Origin of the sequence: Flavobacterium ranwuense, assembly GCF_004349315.1 — a bacterium.
GTDB classification, from domain to species: domain Bacteria; phylum Bacteroidota; class Bacteroidia; order Flavobacteriales; family Flavobacteriaceae; genus Flavobacterium; species Flavobacterium ranwuense.
In genome coordinates, this window is sequence record NZ_SMLH01000014.1 from 1 (window position 1) to 24,312 (window position 24,312).

The 24,312-nt window shown below is 33.3% G+C and carries 22 protein-coding genes; 12 read left to right on the top strand and 10 right to left on the bottom strand.

Annotated features, from left to right (window positions below; genetic code table 11):
* The coding region (locus E0I61_RS15930; protein WP_132072631.1) for a DUF4294 domain-containing protein at positions 1-673 on the bottom strand (673 nt) is incomplete at its 3' end.
* An 82-nt stretch (positions 674-755) separates the two neighbouring features.
* Between E0I61_RS15930 and E0I61_RS15935 the strand changes: the two genes are divergently transcribed.
* The 3 genes from E0I61_RS15935 to E0I61_RS15945 all read left to right on the top strand — a co-directional run bounded on the left by E0I61_RS15935 (position 756) and on the right by E0I61_RS15945 (position 3,056).
* Complete coding sequence (locus tag E0I61_RS15935; RefSeq protein ID WP_131998277.1) at positions 756-1,844, top strand: M42 family metallopeptidase; 1,089 nt, start codon at positions 756-758, stop codon at positions 1,842-1,844.
* A gap of 187 nt (positions 1,845-2,031) precedes the next feature.
* The gene (locus E0I61_RS15940) at positions 2,032-2,493 is read left to right on the top strand and encodes a DUF1801 domain-containing protein (protein ID WP_132072632.1); all 462 of its coding nucleotides are present in this window, start codon (positions 2,032-2,034) and stop codon (positions 2,491-2,493) included.
* Positions 2,494-2,516: 23 nt separating this feature from the next.
* Positions 2,517-3,056, top strand: a complete 540-nt coding sequence (locus tag E0I61_RS15945; protein ID WP_131998272.1) for an SRPBCC family protein — start codon at positions 2,517-2,519, stop codon at positions 3,054-3,056.
* Between the two features lie 76 nt (positions 3,057-3,132).
* On the opposite strand, the gene E0I61_RS15950 is transcribed toward E0I61_RS15945, so the two are convergent.
* The 3 genes from E0I61_RS15950 to E0I61_RS15960 all read right to left on the bottom strand — a co-directional run bounded on the left by E0I61_RS15950 (position 3,133) and on the right by E0I61_RS15960 (position 7,419).
* Positions 3,133-4,086 (bottom strand): phosphoribosylaminoimidazolesuccinocarboxamide synthase, encoded by a 954-nt coding sequence (locus E0I61_RS15950; RefSeq protein WP_131998269.1) that lies wholly within the window; start codon positions 4,084-4,086, stop codon positions 3,133-3,135.
* 106 nt (positions 4,087-4,192) lie between these two features.
* Complete coding sequence (locus tag E0I61_RS15955) at positions 4,193-6,541, bottom strand: S9 family peptidase (RefSeq protein ID WP_132072633.1); 2,349 nt, start codon at positions 6,539-6,541, stop codon at positions 4,193-4,195.
* A gap of 62 nt (positions 6,542-6,603) precedes the next feature.
* On the bottom strand, positions 6,604-7,419 hold the full coding sequence (locus E0I61_RS15960; protein ID WP_132072634.1) for an HAD family hydrolase: 816 nt from the start codon (positions 7,417-7,419) through the stop codon (positions 6,604-6,606).
* A gap of 228 nt (positions 7,420-7,647) precedes the next feature.
* Here E0I61_RS15960 and hmpA point away from each other — a divergent pair, with 228 nt between their 5' ends.
* Both hmpA and E0I61_RS15970 read left to right on the top strand, forming a co-directional pair.
* A complete protein-coding gene (gene hmpA, locus E0I61_RS15965; protein ID WP_132072635.1) occupies positions 7,648-8,850 on the top strand; it encodes an NO-inducible flavohemoprotein in 1,203 nt (400 codons plus the stop codon).
* A gap of 10 nt (positions 8,851-8,860) precedes the next feature.
* Positions 8,861-9,289 (top strand): RrF2 family transcriptional regulator, encoded by a 429-nt coding sequence (locus E0I61_RS15970; protein ID WP_132072636.1) that lies wholly within the window; start codon positions 8,861-8,863, stop codon positions 9,287-9,289.
* Positions 9,290-9,373: 84 nt separating this feature from the next.
* Here the strand turns inward: E0I61_RS15970 and E0I61_RS15975 are convergent, their stop codons facing one another.
* Positions 9,374-10,324, bottom strand: coding sequence for a PhoH family protein (locus E0I61_RS15975; RefSeq protein ID WP_131998254.1), 951 nt, complete (start codon positions 10,322-10,324; stop codon positions 9,374-9,376).
* 182 nt (positions 10,325-10,506) lie between these two features.
* Between E0I61_RS15975 and E0I61_RS15980 the strand changes: the two genes are divergently transcribed.
* The 6 genes from E0I61_RS15980 to dnaN all read left to right on the top strand — a co-directional run bounded on the left by E0I61_RS15980 (position 10,507) and on the right by dnaN (position 15,788).
* Positions 10,507-11,334 carry an SAM hydrolase/SAM-dependent halogenase family protein gene (locus E0I61_RS15980; RefSeq protein ID WP_132072637.1) on the top strand — a complete coding sequence of 276 codons (828 nt, stop codon included), beginning with the start codon at positions 10,507-10,509 and terminating at the stop codon, positions 11,332-11,334.
* Positions 11,335-11,364: 30 nt separating this feature from the next.
* Positions 11,365-11,778: a hypothetical protein gene (locus E0I61_RS15985; RefSeq protein WP_132072638.1), complete on the top strand. Its 414-nt coding sequence runs from the start codon at positions 11,365-11,367 to the stop codon at positions 11,776-11,778.
* A gap of 19 nt (positions 11,779-11,797) precedes the next feature.
* A complete protein-coding gene (locus tag E0I61_RS15990; RefSeq protein WP_132072639.1) occupies positions 11,798-12,094 on the top strand; it encodes a putative quinol monooxygenase in 297 nt (98 codons plus the stop codon).
* 61 nt (positions 12,095-12,155) lie between these two features.
* Positions 12,156-12,881, top strand: a complete 726-nt coding sequence (gldF, locus tag E0I61_RS15995; RefSeq protein WP_132072640.1) for a gliding motility-associated ABC transporter permease subunit GldF — start codon at positions 12,156-12,158, stop codon at positions 12,879-12,881.
* The gene (gldG, locus tag E0I61_RS16000; RefSeq protein WP_132072641.1) at positions 12,881-14,566 is read left to right on the top strand and encodes a gliding motility-associated ABC transporter substrate-binding protein GldG; all 1,686 of its coding nucleotides are present in this window, start codon (positions 12,881-12,883) and stop codon (positions 14,564-14,566) included. Before gldF ends, gldG begins: the two co-directional genes overlap by 1 nt.
* 103 nt (positions 14,567-14,669) lie before the next feature.
* Complete coding sequence (dnaN, locus tag E0I61_RS16005) at positions 14,670-15,788, top strand: DNA polymerase III subunit beta (RefSeq protein WP_131998236.1); 1,119 nt, start codon at positions 14,670-14,672, stop codon at positions 15,786-15,788.
* A 400-nt stretch (positions 15,789-16,188) separates the two neighbouring features.
* Here the strand turns inward: dnaN and E0I61_RS16010 are convergent, their stop codons facing one another.
* The 3 genes from E0I61_RS16010 to E0I61_RS16020 form a co-directional block, all read right to left on the bottom strand.
* Positions 16,189-17,961, bottom strand: a complete 1,773-nt coding sequence (locus tag E0I61_RS16010) for a MutS-related protein (protein WP_132072642.1) — start codon at positions 17,959-17,961, stop codon at positions 16,189-16,191.
* A gap of 64 nt (positions 17,962-18,025) precedes the next feature.
* Positions 18,026-18,859, bottom strand: a complete 834-nt coding sequence (locus E0I61_RS16015; RefSeq protein ID WP_132072643.1) for a universal stress protein — start codon at positions 18,857-18,859, stop codon at positions 18,026-18,028.
* Positions 18,860-18,943: 84 nt separating this feature from the next.
* Positions 18,944-19,774 carry a universal stress protein gene (locus E0I61_RS16020; protein ID WP_132072644.1) on the bottom strand — a complete coding sequence of 277 codons (831 nt, stop codon included), beginning with the start codon at positions 19,772-19,774 and terminating at the stop codon, positions 18,944-18,946.
* A gap of 178 nt (positions 19,775-19,952) precedes the next feature.
* Between E0I61_RS16020 and mnmE the strand changes: the two genes are divergently transcribed.
* A complete protein-coding gene (gene mnmE / locus E0I61_RS16025) occupies positions 19,953-21,341 on the top strand; it encodes a tRNA uridine-5-carboxymethylaminomethyl(34) synthesis GTPase MnmE (RefSeq protein ID WP_132072645.1) in 1,389 nt (462 codons plus the stop codon).
* 340 nt (positions 21,342-21,681) lie between these two features.
* Here the strand turns inward: mnmE and E0I61_RS16030 are convergent, their stop codons facing one another.
* On the bottom strand, positions 21,682-22,959 hold the full coding sequence (locus E0I61_RS16030; RefSeq protein ID WP_132072646.1) for an ice-binding family protein: 1,278 nt from the start codon (positions 22,957-22,959) through the stop codon (positions 21,682-21,684).
* A 6-nt stretch (positions 22,960-22,965) separates the two neighbouring features.
* On the bottom strand, positions 22,966-24,252 hold the full coding sequence (locus E0I61_RS16035) for an ice-binding family protein (protein ID WP_132072647.1): 1,287 nt from the start codon (positions 24,250-24,252) through the stop codon (positions 22,966-22,968).
* Positions 24,253-24,312: the final 60 nt, after the last annotated feature.

Genomic DNA, 24,312 nt, shown 5'->3' on the forward strand with positions numbered 1-24,312 from the left:
TTTTCAGCTTTTCAGCTCTGGATTCCCAGGAATCAGTTAGATTATCATAATCAACTGGTTTTGCCGGATTCTGATTTTGCAATCTTCCGGAATCAAATGCCCGAACCAATATAGTTTCTATCAGATAATCTTCATTAACTTCGAAAGGCGCATACTTTGTTTTTAAATTGATGTCAAACATACTTGCAGCAGTATTAGACCAAAATGCTTTCCATCCGCTTTTAAGATTTTTCACCAACTCATAGGTTGTGGTACCTGTTTGACGATGTATTAACTTTACCAATATTTGACCTTGTTTACGGGAAAGCTTTTTGAGTTTAGCTTCGAACTCGTCACTCAAATAATTTTCTACTATCTTAAAGTATCGTTTTTTCTCCTTATTTGTTTTAAGGTTTGCCATTCCTCTATTTAGGTTCGACAATCTCTCTGAAGCTAGTTTTGCATAAGGATAGGTTTTATAAACACGGTTTTGGAGAATTAAAAATTGCTTTCTTGCTTCGGGATCCATTTTCCCCTTATATACTAATACTTCCGGTAATTGAATAGTATCATTCGGAATGTATTCATCATCTCCTAATTCATACCCCATTTTTGTAGTATCTTGAGGTATTACCTGCGCATTAATAGATAGGGTGGTGAATAGAAAAAACAACAAAAATTTAATTAGCTTCATATAGGAAAATTTAATTGCCAAAATTATACATTATATACACAACTGTAATGCCAAATTTATAATTTAGCAAAAAAATAATTTTATGAGTACTAAATCAATATTAAACAAGTCGTCACTTGACTTTTTAGAAAACTATCTTAATAATGCCTCCCCTACAGGTTATGAAAGTGGTGGCCAAAAATTATGGATGGACTATTTGAAACCTTATGTTGATACTTTTATAACGGATACCTACGGTACAGCGGTAGGAATCATAAATCCTGATGCTCCATATAAGGTAGTAATTGAGGGTCATGCCGACGAAATTTCATGGTATGTAAATTATATCACTGATGACGGATTGATCTATGTGATCAGAAACGGCGGTTCAGATCACCAAATTGCACCTTCAAAACGGGTCAATATTCATACTAAAGCAGGAATTGTAAAAGGTGTTTTTGGCTGGCCGGCCATTCATACCCGCAATAGAAGTAAAGAGGAAGTAGCTAAAGTGGATAATCTATTTATTGACATTGGTTGCGAAACAAAAGAGCAGGTAGATAAAATGGGCGTTCATGTAGGTTGCGTGATTACCTATCCTGATGAATTCATGATTTTGAACGATAACAAATTTGTTTGTCGTGCGATTGACAACCGTATGGGTGGATTTATGATTGCTGAAGTCGCTCGTTTGTTACACGAAAACAAAATAAAACTTCCTTTTGGTTTGTATATCACCAATTCGGTTCAGGAAGAAGTAGGTCTTCGCGGTGCCGAAATGATTACCAAAACCATCAAGCCAAATGTAGCCATTGTTACTGATGTTTGTCATGACTCCACTACTCCAATGATCGAAAAGAAAATTGAAGGAGATACAAAAATTGGTAAAGGTCCTGTAGTAACTTATGCGCCGGCAGTTCAGAATAATTTGAGAGAATTGATTTTAGAAACCGCTATGGCAAAAGAAATTCCGTTCCAAAGATTGGCGTCCTCTCGTGTTACCGGAACAGATACCGATGCATTTGCGTACAGTAATGGAGGTGTTGCCTCAGCTTTGATATCATTACCATTACGTTATATGCATACCACGGTTGAAATGGTGCATCGCGATGATGTAGAAAACGTTATTAAACTTATATATGAAACGTTGCTGAAGCTAGAAAACGAGGAAACATTCTCCTATTTTAAATAGTTTTAGGAGCTAATCCTGCTATTCACTAGATCTTTTCCTTTTCAAAGGAAAAGATTTCCACTCCAAACGAAGTTCACAGAACTCCGCTAAAAGTAGAGCCAAGGTGAAGTAATCAAGGTAAAAAACTGCATTTCAAATTATGAATTGCAGTTTTTTTTATTAAATTTACTTCATAAAAATCCTATTAATGCAGTCAAAAGCACAATCAGTAGCCGAATATTTAAAGGAACTTCCTGAGGACAGGAAAAAGGTGATGATTGAACTTAGAGAAATAATCCTTAAAAATATTCCAAAAGGATTCATTGAACAAATGTCTTATGGCATGATGGGCTATGTAGTTCCACATTCCATTTACCCAAGCGGATATCATTGTACTCCTGAATTACCACTACCATTTATAGGTGTCGCTTCCCAAAAAAATTTCATCGCGGTATATCACATGGGAATTTATGCAAACCCCGAATTACTAAATTGGTTTGTTACCGAATATCCAAAACACAGCATCCAAAAATTAGATATGGGAAAAAGTTGCATCCGATTTAAGAAATTAGATCAAATTCCGTTTGATTTAATCACAGAACTCGTCCAAAAAATGTCTGTTGAAGAATGGATTACTTGTTATGAATCTCAAATTAAAAAATCGAAATAATCATTAACTTAAAATTAAAAATCATGAGCATCATCAAAAAAATTCTTTTAGGCTTACTTGGAATCATTGCTCTGGCCTTACTAATTGCTTTATTTCTGCCAAAAGAATATGCTGTAGTAAGAGAGATTACGATCAACCAACCCAAAGACAGTGTTTTCAATTATGTGAAGTATTTGAAAAATCAAAACAATTTTAGCGTTTGGTCTTCAAAAGATCCTGCGATGAAGAAAACATTTACCGGAACTGACGGAACCGTTGGTGCCATTGCAGGCTGGGATAGTAAAGATAAAAATGTGGGCGTTGGCGAACAGGAAATCAAAAAAATAGTTGAAGGCGAACGAATCGATTTTGAATTGCGTTTCAAAGTTCCGTTTGAATCCACTGATAATGCCTATATGATAACTGAAGCTATTTCGCCAAATCAAACCAAAGTAAAATGGGGTTTTGATGGAAAAATGCCTTATCCAATGAATCTAATGCTGCCTTTTATGAATATGGAAGAAATGCTTGGAAAAGATTTGCAAGATGGATTGAATAATCTAAAAGTAGTTTTAGAAAAATAACACACTTTCTCATAAAGAAAACCGCAATTCAATTATGAATTGCGGTTTTTTTATTTACCTTTTATAAAAAATTATTCTATTTATTCGCTAGATATTCCAAAACATTTTTTTCGATCCTTTCATCTATATTAGAGATATCCGCCTTCACAAATTTCTCTCCTAAGATATTTTCGTATAATTCAATATATCTTTCAGAAACTGTTTCAATGTATTCGTCAGTCATATTAGGAATTTGTTGTCCTTCCAATCCTTGAAAACCATTTTCGATTAACCAACGACGAACAAACTCTTTCGATAATTGTTTTTGCTCTTCTCCTTTATCTTGACGTTCTTGATATCCTTCAGCATAAAAATAACGAGAAGAATCCGGTGTGTGAATTTCATCAATCAAGACAATTACACCTTCTTTAGTTTTACCAAATTCATATTTAGTATCCACCAAAATCAAACCACGACTGGCTGCAATTTCAGTTCCTCTTTGAAATAAATCTCTTGTGAATTTTTCTAAAACAACATAATCTTCTTCAGAAACAATTCCTTTCGATAAAATATCCTCACGAGAAATATCAGCATCATGTTCTCCATTATCTGCTTTCGTAGTTGGTGTAATAATAGGTTCCGGAAATTTATCATTTTCTTTCAAATAGTCAGGCATTTTCACTCCACAAATTTCTCTTTTGCCAAGAGCATATTCACGAGCAGCATGACCTGAAAGATAGCCACGAATTACCATTTCTACTTTGAAAGGGGCACATAAATGACCAACAGCTACATTAGGATCAGGAGTTGCAATTAACCAGTTAGGAACAATATCCTCAGTCAATTCCATGAATTTAGTAGCAATTTGGTTTAGAATTTGACCTTTATATGGAATTCCTTTTGGCAAAACTACATCAAAAGCCGAAAGCCTGTCCGTAGCTACCATTACCAAAAGTTCATCATTGATGTTGTAAACTTCTCTTACTTTACCTCGGTAAACAGATTTCTGGTTTGGAAAATTAAAATTAGTAGTTGTGATTGTATTGCTCATTATAATAGTTGTGTGTGTTTATTTTTGTTCCTGCAAATTTAAAACTATTTCATAGAGTTACGCAAAGAAAAGAACGGAACTCTTACATTTATTTTTATCTCTGAAACTATTTTTTAAGCAACGTATCGTTGAATAAATTTAAGATTCGGCTGTACTCATCAACCCAAGAATAGGTTTCTTTAAAACCATGTGCTTCAACTGGAAATGAGGAAAGATTCCATTTTTTCTTACCCAATTCTATAAAACGCTGAGACAAACGAACAATATCTTTGTATTCTACATTGTCATCTACCATTCCGTGAAGCATCAATAAATCTCCTTCTAAATTATTTGCAAAATAGATTGGAGAACTTTTTTTGTAAGCATCCGGATCCGTTTCCGGGAAATTAAGAATGTTTCCAGTATAACCATGATTGTAATGTGCCCAATCTGTAACAGAACGCAATGCAGCTCCCGAAGCAAATTCTTTAGGAGTCGTCAACATTCCCATCAATGTAATGAAACCTCCGTAAGAACCTCCATAAATTCCAACTCTTGAAGCGTCAATTCCGTAATTTTCGACTAGATATTTCTTACCGTCAATTTGATCTGTCAAATCTTTTCCGCCCATAAAACGGTAAATTCCTGTTCTAAAATCACGTCCATATCCATCACTTCCTCTATAATCAATATCCAAAACGGTATAACCTAAATCGACCAATAAATTATGAAACATATATTCTCTGTGGTATGTACTCCAATAGTTATGCGCGTTTTGCAAATAACCAGCACCATGAACAAATATGATTGCTGCTTTATTCGCATTCACAGTTTGTGGTTTGTACAATCTGGCATTAACGGGAGTTCCATCCTGCGCCTTGAAAGTAATCACTTCCGGTTCACGCCAAGAATATCCTTTGAAAATTTCACTAGTCGAAGACGTTATTTGATTTAGAATCGTATTCTTTTTATTAGGTGCTACATACAATTCCCAAGGTTTATTTTTATACGAATAACGAACTAATAATGTGTTTTCGTCTGGAGATAAACTCACTTCATGTGCACCATCTTTAGTCAAAATAGGTTCCAAAACCGAATTTGCAACTTCTAATTTATAAAAATTCCTGTTCCCTGGATGCGTTGTATTAGTTGTCAAATAAAAAGACTTTTTATCTTTTGACAAACTCACGTTGCGCACTTCCCAATTCCCTTTGGTCAGTTGTGTTTTCTTTTTTGATCTTAAATTATACGAATACAGATGGGAATAACCTGTTTCTTCCGATTGGAAATAAACAGTTTCATTGTCTGCCAAAAATCCAAGTGTCCCTCTTCCAAAAGAATTGGAAGGAATTCCGGGTCCGCCAATCCAAGCTTCATCATGCTGATAATCTAATTCCTGAAAAGTTCCTTTTTCTAAATTCAGACTGACAATCCAGCGGTCTTTGTTGTCCTGACTTCTGATTTCGGCAATGGTAAAAGATCCATTTTCATTGTAAATAGGCTCCTGAACTACGATTAATTTATTTTTTTTTTCTGTAGCTTTTGGTTTTTCATATAATTCTAAATATTTAGGTGTATCCTGAATGTGGCTTAATGATGAAAAATCCACAAAATAAACAGAATCTTTGACGATGTTGTACACTCCAAATTTGGTTGCTACCAAATTATCTACAGAAACTTTTTCCTTAGTATTTTCGATTTGGTTGTAGCCGTCAGCGGTAATGAAAACTTCCATTTTTTCATTTTTACGGTCAGAATCTTCTATTAATCTGAAGGTAGCGTAATTTCCTTTTGGATCCACTTTTAAACTTCCAAAAGTATTTTTTCCATAATAATAAGGCTTTGGGAAATCAGATTTTATAGCTTTTGATTTTGCCAAATTCCATTTTTTCAACGCTTCCTGATCTCTGATAAATTGGAATAATTCCTCCTGCTGACTTTTCAAAAAAGACACTTTTTCAGTTGCAGCATCTTCACCTTTTCCTTTTCTGAAATTAGTGATTTGAATAATGGAACCTTCATTGGTATTGAACTCAAAGAGGTTTTCATTTTGTCTGAAATAAAGTATTCCAGGTAAAGAACCCATTTGCAAATTAGAAATTGGACTGCTTTGTTGGTACAGTTTTTTGGATGATTTACTTTTTGCAACATACGAAAACAATCTTCCTTTATCGATATAATAATACAAATCTGGGTTTGCTGATTTTTTTAATTCTAATTTTGAAAAAGCAGCTTCATTTGGCGAAGCTAATTCTGGTTTTGACAATCCGTTTTTCCAAAAATAAGTACTTGTACCCAATTCATTATTTGGATTCCAATCAAAATAAACTTTTTGTCCATCTAAAGACCATCTTTCATTCTCCGGTTGTGCACCGATGAAAGCATTACCTTTCATGATTTCTTCCAGTTTTAGCGTTTGACTTTGAATTGTTATGGAAAACAAAATACAGATAACAAGGATTATTTTTTTGTTCATTTTACTGTTTTTATTAAAAAAGGATTCTAAAATTATTTTCAAAAGAGCTTATTTAAAAGCCTTTAATTATTTAATAGTTTCTTGGATATATATTTTGCAACTCCTTCGTTATCATTAGTTAAAATCACTTCTAAATGAGAAAGTCTATCTTTTAAACTTTCGGGTGCATTACCCATAATTAAACCTTTACCAGAAGATTTAAGCATGTTTTCATCATTAAATCCATCTCCAAAAGAAATTGTTTGTTCGAAAACAAAATTCTCTTTTTCCAAAATTTTGGCAATAGCTACACTTTTATCTACTGATTTATCCATAAACTCCAAACAAAAAGGAAGGCTAAAAGCATGGCTAAAATCGTCCGGATGTTTTTCTAGAATTTGGTCTCTTAAATCAACTAATTTTTGATGGTTATCATGAGTGAAATAAAATTTTATACTTTCAAAATCTTCCAGCGTCTTAAAATCAACAATTTCGGGCAGATATTTGGATTTTTTTTGGTAACTGTTCAGTTTTTCGTTGTTTTTATTAGTCTGCCAAAGATTTTCCTTGAATAAAATAGTAGTAATCTCGGAATCAATTTGTAAATCAAAAACAGATTTTATAGCATCGCTTTGAATATCAAAAGAAAAAAGAAGCTCTTTTTGAGGCGAATGGATTCTGGCTCCGTTTGAAGTTACCAGATAAACCGGACAACCCAAATCTTCTACAATATCCAGTGCATCGAGATGATGACGGCCAGTAGCAACAATTATTAAATAGTCTTGATTGTGGAGTTCTTGAAAAACGGTTTTGGTATATTGGGATATTTTATGGTCTGAATTGAGTAAAGTTCCGTCTAAATCGCTAATTACGACTTTAATTTTTTCTGTTGAAATCATTTTTTTTAAACTGTCATTTTTAATAATTCCAAATTTATTGCATTTTAAAGAGATATACAAAGATTAAAGAAAAGTTTAGCAAAAAACCCATTTCTAAATCACCTCTCCTATTCATTTCCTTTAAGCAGGAATGCGATTTATATTTTTAAAAAAAAATAATTGTTGCATTTTAAATACAACAATTATAAATTGTAGCTATATTTGTAAAAAATTAAATGAAATACTATCATGAATACAATTCAAAAAGAATTAATTAAAGCAACAGTACCGATTTTAAAATCAAATGGGAATGATTTGATTGCCTACTTTTATCAAAGGATGCTAAAAAATAATCCAGAGTTAAAAAATATTTTTAATATGGCCAATCAAGCCAGCGGAAAACAACAAAATGCATTAACAGGAGCCGTTCTAGCTTATGCTGAAAATATTGAAAACCCAAGTGTATTGATAAACGTGTTAAAATCAATTGGAAACAAACATGTAAGTTTAAATATTGCCCCAGAACAATACGATATAGTTGGTAGCCATTTAATTGGTTCAATTAAAGAAGTTTTGGGAGATTTAGCCACTGTAGAATTGATTGAAGCATGGACTTGCGCCTATCAAGAATTAGCTCAAATTATGATTGGCCTTGAAGCCGAAATGTATCAGAAAGCCAGCAATAAAAAAGGAGGCTGGAAAGGATGGAGAAACTTTATAATCTCTAAAATTATTGAAGAAAGCGATGAGATTAAATCATTTTATCTTAAACCGGAAGACAACAAAGATATAGCCGATTTTTATCCAGGGCAGTATATTTCCGTGAGTACGTTTATCCCTGAACTAGGTCATAAACAGCCCAGACAATACAGTTTATCTTCAGCTTCCAATAATGAATTTTATAGAATTTCGGTAAAAAAAGAAAAAGGAATAAACAGCACTCCTAACGGAATTGTTTCCAATATACTGCATAATAAAAAAGAAGGCGACAGTATTGAGGTAAGTGCTCCCGCCGGTGTTTTTTATGCCAATCCTGATTCTAAAACCCCACTAGTTCTTGTAAGTGGTGGTGTTGGAATTACTCCTATGATGAGTATGATTGAGACCAATAAAAACTCACTTCAAAAAAACAGAACGGTATGGATTCATAGCTGTCGTAACGAAAATGTTCACGCTTTTAAAGAAACTATTCAAGAGTTAAATGATGAAAATACATGGCTGACTTCATTTGTTTTTTATGAAACTTTACCCGAGTCAGAAACAAATGCTATTGAAGGCAGAGTGAATTTACTCGAAATCAAAGAAGAAATTCTTATTAAGGATGCAAAATATTATATTTGCGGACCTGCTCTTTTTATAAAAGTTCAATATCAATCCCTAGTTGAACTTGGAGTCAACAAAGAAAATATACTTTATGAAGAATTTGGCCCACAATTATTAAGCCTTAATTAATAAAACTCTTATGAAATTGAATCACTTTACTGATTTTAGTATGCGCGTTTTGATGTATTTAGATCAAAAAAAAGAAACTCCTTTAAGTTCTTTAGACGAGTTAGCAGCTGCATTCAAAATCTCAAGAAACCATCTTATTAAAGTGGTTCAATTCTTATCAGCAAATCAGTTAATCCATACCAAAAGAGGTAAAAATGGTGGAATCATAATTTCTAACAAAGCAAGAGAAATACCATTAGGAGATTTGATTCACCTTTTGGAACAAGATGATAGTCCTGTTGTAAATTGCAATTCAAAACCTTGCATTTTTCAATCTCAAAATTGCAAATTAAAATCATTATTCAACACTGCTTATCTCGCTTTTCTTGAGAGTCTAAATAAATCCAAACTTTCCGATCTGGAATTTAATAATTGGAATGCTATGTTTCAAACCATATAAAATTTAAAAAGCATTTATATTATCCTCTTTTCAAAATAAAAAATTCATAAAAAAACGCCCTTTGTTTAAAGAGCGTTTTTTGTTTTAATCATTATTTTCAATCTGCTTATAGGCATCAATCACTTTTTTGACCAATCGGTGTCTTACGATGTCTTTGTCATCCAGATAAATAATCCCAATTCCATCCACATCTTTTAGAACCAACAAAGCTTCTTTAAGACCTGAAATGGTTCTTCGTGGTAAATCGACCTGACCGGGATCACCAGTAATCATAAATTTGGCACTTTTCCCCATACGCGTCAAGAACATTTTCATTTGGGAATGCGTTGTGTTTTGGGCTTCATCCAAAATCACAAAAGCATTATCCAGCGTTCTTCCACGCATGAATGCCAATGGCGCTATCTGAATAATTCCTTTCAAGATATAATCCTCTAGTTTTTCATTAGGCAACATATCCCGTAAAGCATCATAAAGCGGCTGCATGTAAGGATCCAGTTTTTCCTTCATATCACCAGGAAGAAAACCAAGATTCTCCCCTGCTTCTACTGCTGGTCTTGTAAGAATAATTCTTTTTACTTCTTTTTCTTTCAATGCTTTTACTGCCATGGCAACTCCGGTATAGGTTTTACCGGTTCCTGCAGGTCCAACAGCAAAAACCATATCATTTTTTGCCATAGTGTCTACCAACAATTGTTGATTGGCAGTCATAGGTTTGATGATTTTGCCTCCTACTCCATGTACTAAAATTTTATCATGTCCCAAGGCTCTTCTTTCGTCTTGACCGTCGCTAAGAATAACGCGTTCAATAACATTATCATCGATAGTGTTATACCGTGTAAAATGAAGCATTAACCGTTGAAAACGTTTTTCGAACTCGTCTAAAACCTCTTTTTCTCCAAAAGCTTTTAAAGTTGTTCCCCGAGCGACAATCTTCAATTTTGGGTAATATTTTTTAATTGTTTCAAGATGAGTGTCTTGAGCGCCCCAAAAGTCTTTTGGAGCGATGTCTATGAGCTCGATTATTCTTTCGTTCAAATGAGGTAGTTTTAAATTAGAATTAATTTTTTTATAAATCAATTGGCTGTCGGGTATATTTCTTGTTTTTAAATAGAATTTGTTTTTTGTTTTTCGTTTTTTGAGTTTACTATTATTAGCTTTGCACTTCTCAAATTTAATAAAATAAGGTTTACATAACACCAATAGTTATAAACAAATTTATGTCAATAATTACCCTTACTACTGATTACGGATTGAAAGACCATTTTGTAGGTGCGTTGAAAGGGAAGATTTTGTCTGAGTATTCCGAAGCATCAATTATTGATATTTCACATGATATTGACCCATTCAACACAGTAGAAGCAAATTACATTATTGGAGCATCGTATGCGAGCTTCCCAAAAGGTACGGTTCATCTTATAGGAGTGGATATGGAATCCAATAAAGAGAATCAACATATTGTGATGCAATGGAACGATCATTATTTTATTGCCGCCGATAATGGAATTTTAAGCATGCTTTCGCAAAAAATTGTTCCGCAAAAAATGGTCGCGATTAATATTCATGATCGTTTGCCAAGCGAAGCTACTGATCTTGATGTGTTTGTAAAAGTAGCCTGCCATTTAGCCAAAGGCGGTTTAATGAACGTCATTGGCAAAGAAATAAATACGATTAAGCAAGTTACAAATCTGCAAGCCACTATTTCGGATGATGGGAATTCATTAAAAGGTCATGTGATTTATATTGATCATTTTGGGAATATAATTACCAATATTTCTAAAAAATATTTTATCGAAGTTGCCAAAGGAAGGCCGTATGAAATTGTTTTGAAAACCAAAAATATCAAAACAATTTTACCCAATTATTCCGCAATTGCGAGTTCTGATAAATACCCAATCAAGTCCTACGAAGGGGAAAAATTAGCTATTTTCAACGAAGCCGGGTTTCTTGAAATTGCCATTTTCAGAAGCAATCCTTCTAAAGTGGGATCTGCAAATAGCTTATTGGGATTGAATTACAGGGATATTATAAATATAGTGTTTAGTTAAACATTTTTTTTGATTTTAGATTGAAGATTTATGATTTCAGAAGTAGAGCAACTAATGATAAAAAGAATTATGATATTTGGAATTTTAGCCAGCTTAATACAAGTGATGAATTATTATTTTTTAATTTTTATTTTATGGAATGTTGGAAAATTTTTTCATACACCTACTAAAACTGGTTTTACTTGGGGATTAACTATATTATATTCAACTTATATATTTGGAATAACCACAATTATTCAAAATTCATTAATAGAAATTTTATACAAGAAAAATATTAGAATATATTTATTTTTTGGAGCTTTAATTACATTTACCTTGGCTGTAGAAAATTTTAATTTTTGGCCAATCAAAACTTTGATACTAACTATTTCTGGACTTGTTACTTTATCAATAAAGTTTTATTTAGACCACAAAATAGATAAATCTAAAATCATCAATCGTTAATCCTAAATCTAAAATCTAAATGTTTATACGAATAGTAAAATTGAGTTTTCACGAGGAAAATATTCCTGCATTTTTAGAAAATTTTGAGTTAATGAAAGACAAAATACGAAACGCACCAGGAAACCGTTTCTTAGAATTGTATCAGGATAAAAATAACAAAAGCATTTTCTTTACCTACAGTTATTGGGAAACCGAAGTCGATTTAGAAAATTACAGAAATTCTGAACTTTTTTACGATGTTTGGACATTCACCAAGAAATTATTCAACGACAAACCGGAAGCTTGGAGCGTAGATAAAGTGGCCAGTTTGCAGTGATCAGTGTTCTGTTAGCTGTTTCAAATCAACGAATACACAAATCAACGAATAAACATAAAGAATGAAATCAATAGTATTACGAGAAATAAAATCCTTTTTTGGTTCGCCCATTGGCTACTTGGTCATTGCCATTTTTCTAATTATTAACGGATTGTTTCTTTGGGTTTTCGAAGGAGAGTACAATATTTTGAATACTGGTTTTGCTGATTTGACACCGTTTTTCACATTGGCGCCCTGGATTTTGATTTTCTTGATTCCTGCAGTAACGATGCGCAGTTTTTCGGATGAAAAAAAACAGGGAACATTAGAATTATTGCTGACCAAACCGTTGAGTATTTGGCAAATTGTTAACGGAAAATTTCTTGGCGCTTTGCTTTTAATTGTAATGGCGATTATCCCAACATTCATTTATGTAGTAATTATTTCCAGTTTAGGAATGCCGGAAGGCAATATCGATATGGGAAGCACAATAGGTTCTTATTTTGGATTATTATTCCTGATTGGCGCTTATTCAGCCATTGGAATATTCACATCAACACTATCTGACAATCAAATTGTAGCTTTTATTGTTGCGGTATTTTTATGTTTTTTCTTCTATTTTGGATTTGAAGGTTTAGCTTCTGTTGTTCCAAATATGTCTGCCATAATCGCCTCATTAGGAATGCAAGATCATTTCAAAAGTATGAGCCGAGGCGTATTAGATACAAGAGATATTCTTTATTTTACAAGCATAACCGTTGTCTTTCTTTCATTTACTGTTTATAATCTAAAATCTTTCAAATCGTAATGACTACTTCTAAGAAAAATAACCTAAAATCAGTATTGATTATCCTTGCAATTGTAGTCCTTCTGAATGTAATAGGAAGTTCCTTTTTTCATCGTTTTGATTTAACAAAAGATAAAAGATACACGCTTTCCCCTACTTCTTTGAATATCATTAAGCAAGTTCAAAATCCGTTGTCTATAAAAGTATATATGCAAGGCGATTTACCTGCTGAATTCAAACGTTTACAACAGGAAACTAAACAATTACTGGAAGAATTTCAGGCGTACAATACCAATATTGTTTTTGAATTTGTAGATCCATTGGAAAACGAAGATGCCAGCATGGACAATATTAAAGATTTGTATCGAAAAGGACTTACGCCTATAAATATAACCGTTGACGACAAAGGAAAGCAATCCCAAGCGATGGTTTTTCCTTGGGCGATTGCCGTTTATGACAATAAGGAAGTTAATATTCCATTGTTGAAAAACATTATGGGTGCGACAACTACCCAAAAAGTGATTGGTTCCGTTCAGCATTTGGAATACTCAATTGCAGAGGGTTTGAATAAAATTACCAAAGCCAAACAAAAGAAAATTGCTGTTATCAAAGGAAACGGTGAATTGCAAGATATTTTAATGGCTAAATTTCTTTTGCAGGTTCGCGAAAGTTATCATATCGGCCCTTTCACTTTAGATTCGGTTGCCAAAAATCCTATTGGAAGTTTAGAAGCTTTAGAAAAATATGATTTGGCAGTTATTGCAAAACCTACCGAAACATTTACAGATGCGGAGAAACAAGTTTTGGACCAATTCATCATCAATGGCGGAAAAACATTGTGGTTGATTGACCAGGTTACGGCAGAAATGGATAGTTTATACGATTCATCCGGAGCCACTTTGGCCTACCCAAAAGATTTGAATTTGAATGATATGTTCTTTAAATACGGCATTCGAATCAATCCTGATTTAGTAAAAGATGAACAAGGAAGTCCAATAAAACTAGCCACCGGAGAACAAGGAAGTGCAACTCAATTTCAGGAATTCAACTGGAAGTTTGCGCCACAGGTGTATCCAAACAGTTTGCATCCGATTGTGAAAAATTTAGGCGGAATCAAATTTGATTTTGCGAATCCTATCGATACCTTGAAAAACGGAATTAAGAAAACCATTCTGTTGCAATCGTCTCAATATTCAAAAAAAATAGGAACTCCAACAGAGATAAATCTTAACATCGTTGCCGAAGAAACCTCACCAAACGATTATCTAAACAAAGGAAAGATTCCGTTATCGGTTTTATTGGAAGGTTCGTTTCATTCTATGTTTGAAAATAGAGTTTTGCCATTTGAACAAAAAACATTTCAAGCCACAGGAAAACAGAACAAGATGATTGTGATTTCTGATGGGGATTTGATAAAAAACCAATTGGATAAAAACTTTCAACCGGTAGAATTGGGTTATGATCAAAGGGCTGGAAATTTGTATGATAATAAAGATTTCCTCATAAATTGTGTCAATTATCTATTGGATGATACCGGACTTATTAACATTCGAAGCAAAGATCTTGATTTACCTTTATTGGATAAAGAAAAAGTTTATAAAAACTATACCCAAACACAAATCCTAACTATCGGGCTTCCAATTCTTATTTTAGTACTTTTTGGTGTCGTATTTACTTTCCTTCGAAAAAGAAAATACAGCAAATAGATGTTAATAAAAAAGTTTCCAAACTAGAATAGTTTACGATATATTTGTAAAATGTATCGTATTTCGGTTTTAGAGAAATACCTTAAAAAATAAAACAAAACAGATGAAATTTATAGTATCGAGTTCGTACTTATTGAAGCAATTACAAGTTTTAGGTAACGTTATCAACAGCAGTAATACTTTGCCTATTTTAGATAACTTTTTATTTGATTTAGACCATAATGTGCTAACGGTTTCTGCTTCTGATTTAGAGACAACCATGTCAGCTACTTTAGGAATTGATTCAGAAAGTAAAGGAAGCGTTGCTGTCCCTGCAAAATTGCTTTTGGAAATCCTTAAAACATTTCCGGAACAACCCCTAACTTTCACGGTTGAAGAAAACAGTACAATAGAAATCAGTTCTAATTCTGGAAAATATGCTTTGGCTTATGCTCCTGGAAATGAATTTCCAAAATCGGTTAACTTAGACGATCCATCTGTAACACTTGTTCCTGCCGATGTTCTGGCAACAGCCATAAGCAAAACAATATTTGCTGCTGGAAATGATGATTTACGTCCGGTAATGTCCGGTGTATTCTTTCAATTTTCTCCACAAGGATTGACTTTCGTTGCAACTGACGCACACAAATTAGTGAAATATGCGCGTACTGATGTAACGGCTTCTCAAGTGGCTGATTTCATTATGCCAAAAAAACCTTTGAACATCTTAAAAAATATTCTTGGTACTTCAGATGCTGAAGTTAAAATTGAATATAACGATTCGAATGCTACTTTTTCTTTTGACAATTATGTTTTAATGTGCCGTTTAATTGATGGAAAATATCCAAATTACGAAGCGGTAATTCCAAAAGAGAATCCAAATAAATTAATGATTGACCGTTCACTGTTTTTGAGTTCTGTACGTCGTGTTGCTATCTTCTCAAATAAAACAACCCACCAAATTCGTTTGAAAATCGCTGGTGCTGAATTGAATGTTTCTGCTGAAGATATTGACTATTCTAATAAAGCCGAAGAGAGATTGACATGTGATTATCAAGGTGATGATATGCAAATAGGCTACAATTCTCGTTTCTTGACTGAAATGTTGACTAACTTGCAATCTGACATGATTATGCTTGAAATGTCATTGCCAAACAGAGCCGGAATTCTTACTCCTGTTGATGGATTAGAAGAAGGTGAAACTGTTACCATGCTTGTAATGCCCGTAATGCTGAACAGTTAACATTATATTATGATTTTGTTGTATTTTAATTTTTAAAATTCAAATATAATACTTACCATTGTATAACAAATACGCTATTAACCAAACCATTTTTATATTTAAAAAAACCGCTATTTCCTAAACAGGATATGCGGTTTTTTTTTGTCCAATTATTACCTCCAAAACAATTTGGGCGTGCCACCATTAGAAAAAGGGGGCAACTTCTAGCATCGCTTAAATTGCCCCCTTTCCCTAATGCTGTCAGGCTGTTGCCGCTACTTCGGTAGCCGGGCCCATCCTTCACGCAATCGCAAGCAAAGTCATTGCGAGGAACGAAGCAATCTCATATCGTATATCCGTTTCAAAAATCAATAATGATACGTTTTAATGTGATTGCTTCGTTCCTCGCAATGACATCACACTAAATCACGCCCATTTTTTCCATCAGGAATGTAGCGCTTCTATTTTTACAAATTCCGTCTCGCAGTTTGTAATCAAAATGCAATTCATCATCCTGAATCTCCACTTCAAAGCATTTATTGGTTAGTATATTTGGATAGTCATTTGTAGTCAGGCAAACTTCTATATCGTGCGTTGCAATGGCTCCAATTGCTTTTTTACCAATCACTTTTTTAACCACTTCAATAGTTCCGTTGCGTTTGTCATCTGAATTGGTTCCTCGTAATATTTCATCCAATAATACAAAAGCAGGTCTGTTTTCCAGTTCGTCCATAATTTGCTTTAAGCGCTTTATTTCGGCAAAGAAATAGGATTCACTGTCTGACAACGAATCGGATAATCGCATCGAAACTAAAACGGGTAACGGATGCACATTAGCTTGACTGGCACAAACTGGCGAACCAATTCCTGCCAATACCATATTGATTCCTAAACTTCTCAGAAAAGTACTTTTTCCGGACATATTAGAACCGGTCAAAATCATAAATGATTGCGGTTGAAAACGCACGTCATTCCCTACTCTAGTTTTTTCATTCAATAGAGGATGACTTAAATCAGTGAAATCAATTTCAAAATTGGTGTTCAATGTTGGATAAACAAACTCAGGATTATTATAGGACAAATTAGCCAGACTATTCAACATTTCAAATTCACCAATAACTTCTAACCAATCTTCCAACGCTGCTGCATGATCTTTTTTCCATTGAATCAACGCTTTTAAAACATGAAGATTAAAAAGAAAAGTTCCATTAAATAATAGCGCCGTCACAAAATTTCCGATGGTATCCATATTAGAAAACAACGAAGCCAATTTTTTAAAATGAACGCTGGCATTTTCTTTTTTATAAGTTAATTTTTGTTGTAAATCGATTAGTTTTTCAGATTGAAAGGATTCAGCTTCGATTTTCTGCAGCAGTAAACCGTACTGATTGATGATTTTATCAACATTTTCAGCATTGGCTATTTCAATGCTAATTCGTTTATAGAAAACACCTAAAACAGCTAAATTAAAAACAAACAAAAACGATAGACAGGATGCAAAAACTGGATTTGATGTCACTAAATACCCAATAAGAGTTCCCAAAAATAGAAAAGGCGCAATCAAAGAAATCAATATACTTGCTTTTGACAAAGGAGAACTATTGAATTTACTCCATTGCAATAAAGTATCATAAGTGGATTGATTGTCATTACTTATTTTGGCCAAAGCCATGAAATCCTGACGCCAATCCAATTTTTTGGCTAATTCTTGTACTGCTTGATGATTTCTAAGAATTTCATCATTTGGTAAAAGAGTCAAAAGTTGGTTTGCGAATGTTTTTTTTCCAATATAAGTGGCAGTTCTATTTAGGTTTTGGAACAAAGAATGTTCTCCAAAAATATCTAAATCATACGCATACGGATGGTGAAAATCATTGAATTCCTGTCCGTTTTCGAAAGGGATTTTATTTCTTTCGAGATAGGAAATTTCATTTTCATTAATATCCAATAGCGCCTTATTGACTTGCTTCTGGAAAAGTAATTTACTGTGAATACGCATCAAGAAAACAAACAATCCAAAAAGAAGCACTGACAAAATAATGAAAATAATTCCATTCGTTTTGATGTAATAATACAGGGATACCAAAAAAAATACAATAGCCAGCAATCTTAATATGCTTATACTATTGTACTTTTTATTAATTCCATTTAATACTGCTGAAAACCCTTCTTTTTTTGCTTTGTATATTTCCATAATTCATTTGAATGAATGACAAATATAGCAAATTAGATTTCGGGCGAAAGCCAAATTTAACACGTTAATCAATATGAATCGCTAAAATTGGAATATCAAAGTTAACCGCTATTTTTTTGGTTAAACTAGGATTAAAAATGCCTTCAAAAAAACCTCTTTTATAGGTAAGCATTGTCAAAACGTCAATATCTTTGTACATAATAAAGTCCAAAATAGTTTCTTTCACTTCATTACTGCTTACAACAAAAAACTCAATGGGTTCCTTTATAAATTCTTCTTCCCAACTCGCTATTGTATCTTTGGAAACATCAGATTCATTGGTTTTTACATAAAGACATTTCACTTTGGCTTTTGTTTTTTCAGCAATCTCCAAAACCATTTTCAAAGCTTTTTTATCTTTCGTTCTAAAACGGGTTGTAAAACCAATGATCTCAATTTTTTTGAATTTTGCTTTAGCAGGTACACATAACATCGGGACTTCAATTCCAGAGATTACAGCTCCTGTATTTGTGCCTACGAAAAAAGCATCCCAACCGGTGGCGCCAGAAGTTCCCATAATTACAAAATCTATTTTATCTTCTTTAATTGATTTTTTGATATTAAAAAGCAAATCTCCATCCATAAGCCTGTGCGTTATTTTAATTTTATCCAAATGACGTTCTTCAGCTATGGTGCGTAATTTGGGGATTTCGTCTTTAAACTTATTAAATTGAGACAACTCTAATGAGTCATAAATGACAGCATAATTTTCAGGAAAAAACTGATTGTCATATATAGGCAATTCAAATGTGTGCAATAAAACGAGTTCGCCCTGAACTATTTTTGCAAATTCTAAAGCATGGACAAAAGCATTTGTAGCCACTGTAGAAAAGTCGGTTGGAAATAGAATTTTTTTCATTTTATTAAATATTAAAATGGTTCATTCATTAAATAAAATACTGAATTATTTTTTTTCGATATTTGAATACTATCGAAATTAAATTCATTCATGAATAGCCAGAATAGGTACATTGACATGAAAAGCTAATTTTTTTGAAAGACTGATTCGAAATAATTTTTCAAAAAAGTTTTTATGGTACACATGCATTGCAATCATATTAATTTTATATAAATCGATAAAATTTAATATTATACCTTCTACATCATCGCCTGAAATGGAGTGTAAAGCTATGTTATGACTTTTAATTAATTCATTCCAATCTTTCATGTCGTTATTCTTATTTTCATGATGCGGCGATTGTACACGCAAACAATCAATATGTGCCTGAAATACTTTGGCCAAAGTCTTCACTCGTATAAAGGACTCAATATCTTCGGGTTTGTATTCTGTAATAAAAAGTAAATTTTTTATGGGTTGGTATTTACAGTGCTCAGGAATGGCCAAAACAATTGCTTTGACATCATTCATTACTTTTGTTGCTACCGTACCCAAAAAAGTCTCTTTTAAACTGGTCGCACCTTTAGTTCCCATAATGACAAAATCAATATTTTCGTGCTTAGTAATTTTTTGTATTTCATCAACCAAATTCCCCAAAATTAAAACATGACTTATTTTAACTTTATCCAAATTATTTTCTTCGGCAATATTTCTTAAAATTGGAACTTCATCTTTGTAGTTTTCAAAATTACTCAACTCGGTAACATCATAAATTTCATGTAAGTATTCCGAAACATTAATATAATTGACCTGTGGCAATTGATAAACGTGCATTGTAATAATTTCAGCATCTATTGAATCTGCCAATTTCAATGCGTAAATAAATGCATTTTTGGATACATCAGAAAAGTCGGTTGGAAATAGAATTTTCTTCATGACACATATTAATTAATTATTAGTCAATTATTTACATAAAATTACAACAAAAAAATAAATTAATTAGGATAAATAGCTCATAGTCTTATTTTTAACTGAAAATAAAGTTAATGGTTCTATAAGGGACTCTTGTTGCTTTACAAGTTTTACTTACTTTTGCATAAAATTGAATACAAATATGATACCTCAAGATTCCATAGTGGCACTGGCAACTCCTTCTGGAGCCGGAGCAATAGCCGTAATTCGAATTTCCGGGGAAGATGCCATTACTATTGGTAATTCTGTTTTTCGATCCATTAAAAACAAAGATCTAACAACGCAAAAAACGCATACTTTGCATTTGGGACATATTATGGACAACTCAAAAACTTTGGATGAAGTCCTAGTGTCCATTTTCAAAGGACCAAACTCCTATACTGGCGAAAACACGATTGAAATTTCCTGTCACGGTTCTACTTATATTCAACAGCAAATCATTCAATTATTGCTTCGAGAAGGATGTCGTATGGCTGATCCCGGAGAATTTACATTAAGGGCTTTCCTAAACGGAAAACTGGACTTATCCCAAGCTGAAGCCGTTGCCGATTTAATCTCTAGCGACAATGAAGCCTCACACCAAATTGCAATGCAGCAAATGCGTGGAGGGTTCTCTAATGAAATTGCCAAACTCAGAGAAGAATTATTGAATTTTGCTTCCCTAATCGAACTTGAACTGGACTTTGCTGAAGAAGATGTAGAATTTGCAGACCGAACACAATTTCATGAATTATTAAACCGAATAGAATTTGTTCTAAAACGATTAATCGATTCCTTTGCCGTGGGTAATGTAATTAAAAACGGGATTCCCGTGGCCATTGTGGGAGAACCCAATGTAGGGAAATCAACACTTTTAAATGCCTTATTGAATGAAGAGCGAGCCATTGTTTCCGAAATTGCCGGAACGACACGTGACACGATTGAAGATGAATTGGTTATTGGCGGAATCGGTTTTAGATTCATAGACACAGCCGGAATTCGGGAAACCGAAGATGTGGTAGAAAGCATCGGGATTCGTAAAACTTTTGAAAAAATAGAACAAGCGCAAGTTGTTGTTTTTCTTTTTGATAGTTCTGAGTTTAAAGTATCCGGTTTAAAGTTAAAAGTAGAACTAGAGAAAATCAAAAATCAGTTTCCATTGAAACCCCTTGTAATTATTGGCAATAAAGCCGACAAATTAGAAGAAAATGAAATCGTCAATCTGAAATCAGAGATTCCTGAAATCTTGCTTATTTCTGCAAAAGAAAAGTTGGGTGTTGAAGATTTAAAAAATCAATTGCTATCATTTGTAAATACTGGTGCTTTACGAAATAACGAAACAATTGTGACCAATACAAGACATTACGACTCTCTACTAAAAGCGTTAGATGAAATACAAAAAGTAAAATTTGGACTTGAAACAAACTTATCCAGCGACTTGATGGCTCTGGATATTAAGGAAGCGCTGTATCATTTTGGAATGATTACAGGTCAGGTTACTAATGATGAATTGTTAGGGAATATTTTTGCTAATTTTTGCATCGGAAAGTAGCAGGACAAAACATCACAAAACAACAACAAACAAACGAGTTAAAATATTTATAGTCAATACTTTAACTCGTTTTTATTTACGATTTTTTTGGATATTATGCGTTATTTTGATTAGATTTGTACCTCATTTGTACCTCAAAATCTGAGGTACAAAAAATATTTTTTTTGGCCAATTTATGGCACATAGAGACACGCATAGTCACAGTGGGACACCTAAAGTCACATTTCTATGAGTATAAACATGAAGATTACACGCATCTGTGAATTCTGTAAAAATGAATTTACCTCATGCACTTATTATGGCAAAGCTTATAGTTCATACTTATCTGAATTAAATCTATTTATTTTACACTCGTTAGCGTTAATATTCTATTTCCTAATGCTAATGTACCTGAGCTAATATTCCATTTAACATCAATAGTCTGTCCTGATAGAACATCTACAATTGTTTGCAAAGATAAATTTGATCTATTTGAATTGCATTTTAATTTTCTGATGGAATTAGGTATCAAAACTCCACCTTGATAAATACTAAAAGTCGCTATTGTATTTTCATTGCTATAACCCGAATTAGTTTCAGGTGTATTTCCTGGAGGAAAAATGGTTCCATTCACAGTTGCGGCAGCAAGACTTGTAGTAGCACCTGATCCTGAAGCTATATTACCATTATAAACAGAAGCCCCTGTATTATTGATTGCTCCAGATCCTGTAAAAGCAACAAATGTTGACAATGAACCTAAGCTAATTATTGAAGATTCTTTTGATGGAGTTGTACATGTCCCTACACCAAAAGCAATCGCTCCTGAATTTGTGAGCATTTTCCCATCTAATGTTGAAGCATTAGCAACGGCAATTGCATAACCATGAGAAATTAAAATTCCTTTAGCTATTGTATTGGCTCCAATTCCTATTGCTCCTTCGGCTACCCAAAAAACATTTTCAGGAAGGGCTCCGTTTTTCAAAATAATTGTAGTACCAGCTACCATATTTAAATCTCCATTTGCTTTAAAAACAAACAATGCATTTGGATCTCCTCCAGCGTCAAGGGTAAGAGAACCTGAAATTTCAATAGCACTGGCTACTGAATATTTTCCAGGACTAATTGTTTCATTACCAAAATTTATGCGAGAAGTATTAGTAGTTGGCCGTATTTCAAGTTGGTTGTAAGCTAAGAAAAAGTCTGTTAAAAGATTGTCTGTATTAGCTGCAATAATCATAATATTATTAGTGAATTGACTATCAAAAGAGACTGAGTATTTTCCTGGTGTTGGTGAAATACTTATATAAGGAAGCGCCATATCAATATTAGATTTGGTTCCAATATCACCTACACCATTTGTACTATAATATTTTGCGTAAGTTCCATAATCTTTCCAACCATCATCATAATAATTAAAACCTGATGTGGTTATATTATAGATTAAAAGCCCATTTGCAGGGCTTGAAATCAAATTTCTTTGCTCTGTCGTCATTCTAGGAGTAAGAATCCCTTGAGAATTAGATGCTAAATCTAATATTGATGAGGCATCCGGATTTATTGTTCCAATTCCAACTTGTGCATTTGAAATTTGCCAATTTGCCAATAGCAAAAGCAATAATAATTTTCTTATATCTTGCATCTATAATTATTGTACTTTAATCAAAGTTAAAGTCCTATTTCCCATTACTATTTTTTGGGAATCTGTATTCCACCTTACATTTATCACTTGATTAGGTAAAATTGTTGCAATTGCTTGTAATGATAAGTTTGCAGAATTCGCATTACTTGTTAGAATTTTATTTGAACTAGGAATTAAAATCCCATTTTGATAGATGCCAAAAGTTCCTAATGCATTCGTATTATTAGGAGATGACGTTGTTATTGTACCTCCCGGATATAAAATTGAACCGTTAAAAACATTAGGGGAACCAAACCCTGTTATAGCACCTCCATTTGTTCCAACATCCCCAGTAATTACTGAGGTATCCGCGTTTGATATAGCACCTGTGCCACTAAAAAAAATAAAAGTGGATAACACCCCTAAGTCTATTCCAGAATTTCCCGAAGGAATAATTGCAGTTCCTGAACTAAAACTAACAGCTCCTACGATTGCAAAAAGTCTTCCTTCAAGATCCCCTCCCGCGGCCATTGAAACTGCACCACCATTAGTAATTACAGTCCCTTTTAGTATAGTTGATGCTGAGATTGAAGCGGCTCCATCAATTACCCAAAAAATATTAGAAGCTTTTGCTCCGTTGAGCAAAACCATTTTCGTACTTGCTGCTGTTGAGAAAGCGGCTCCAATCCTAATAACGAAAAGAGCATCCGGATTTCCTCCGCCATCAAAATTTATTGTCCCAACTGTTGATGTTGCTCCAGCAATAGTATAAACACCTGGAATCAAAGTCTCTCCACCTCCTATAACAGATAGATGATTTGTGATAGTAGCCGTTAGTGAATGCAAATTATTGTAAGCTGTCTGCAAATCAATTTTACCCTGTTCAGGTGTAAAAGGCCCCCTAATTATTGGTGCATTATTATAATAACTATTAAAGGTAACTTTGTATTTTCCGGCAAATAGAGGCGTTATCGACATACCTTTTACAACCTCATTTGAGGTTGCGTTAGTTGTAATATCACCTGTTAAATTTGAATTATAATTTTTTGCAAAACCAGAATAATCTTTCCAATCTATATCAAAAAAATTAAAGTTTGATGTGCTTGTATTATAAATTAATAGACCAACAGCAGGCGCTACAATTAAATCTCGCTCTTCACTCGTCATTCTAGGCACGAGTAATCCTTCGCTTTTTGAAAATAATTCTAAAAGTGCCGATGGGTCTGGATCAATAATTCCAATACCTACCTGCGCACCAACAAATAGTGGAGCTAGCAAAAACATAAGTAATAGAAAGCAGGATATTTTTTTCATTTGTTATTATTTAAAACTAATTCAAACCTTCTCGTAGATATCAATTCTAATTATTTTTAA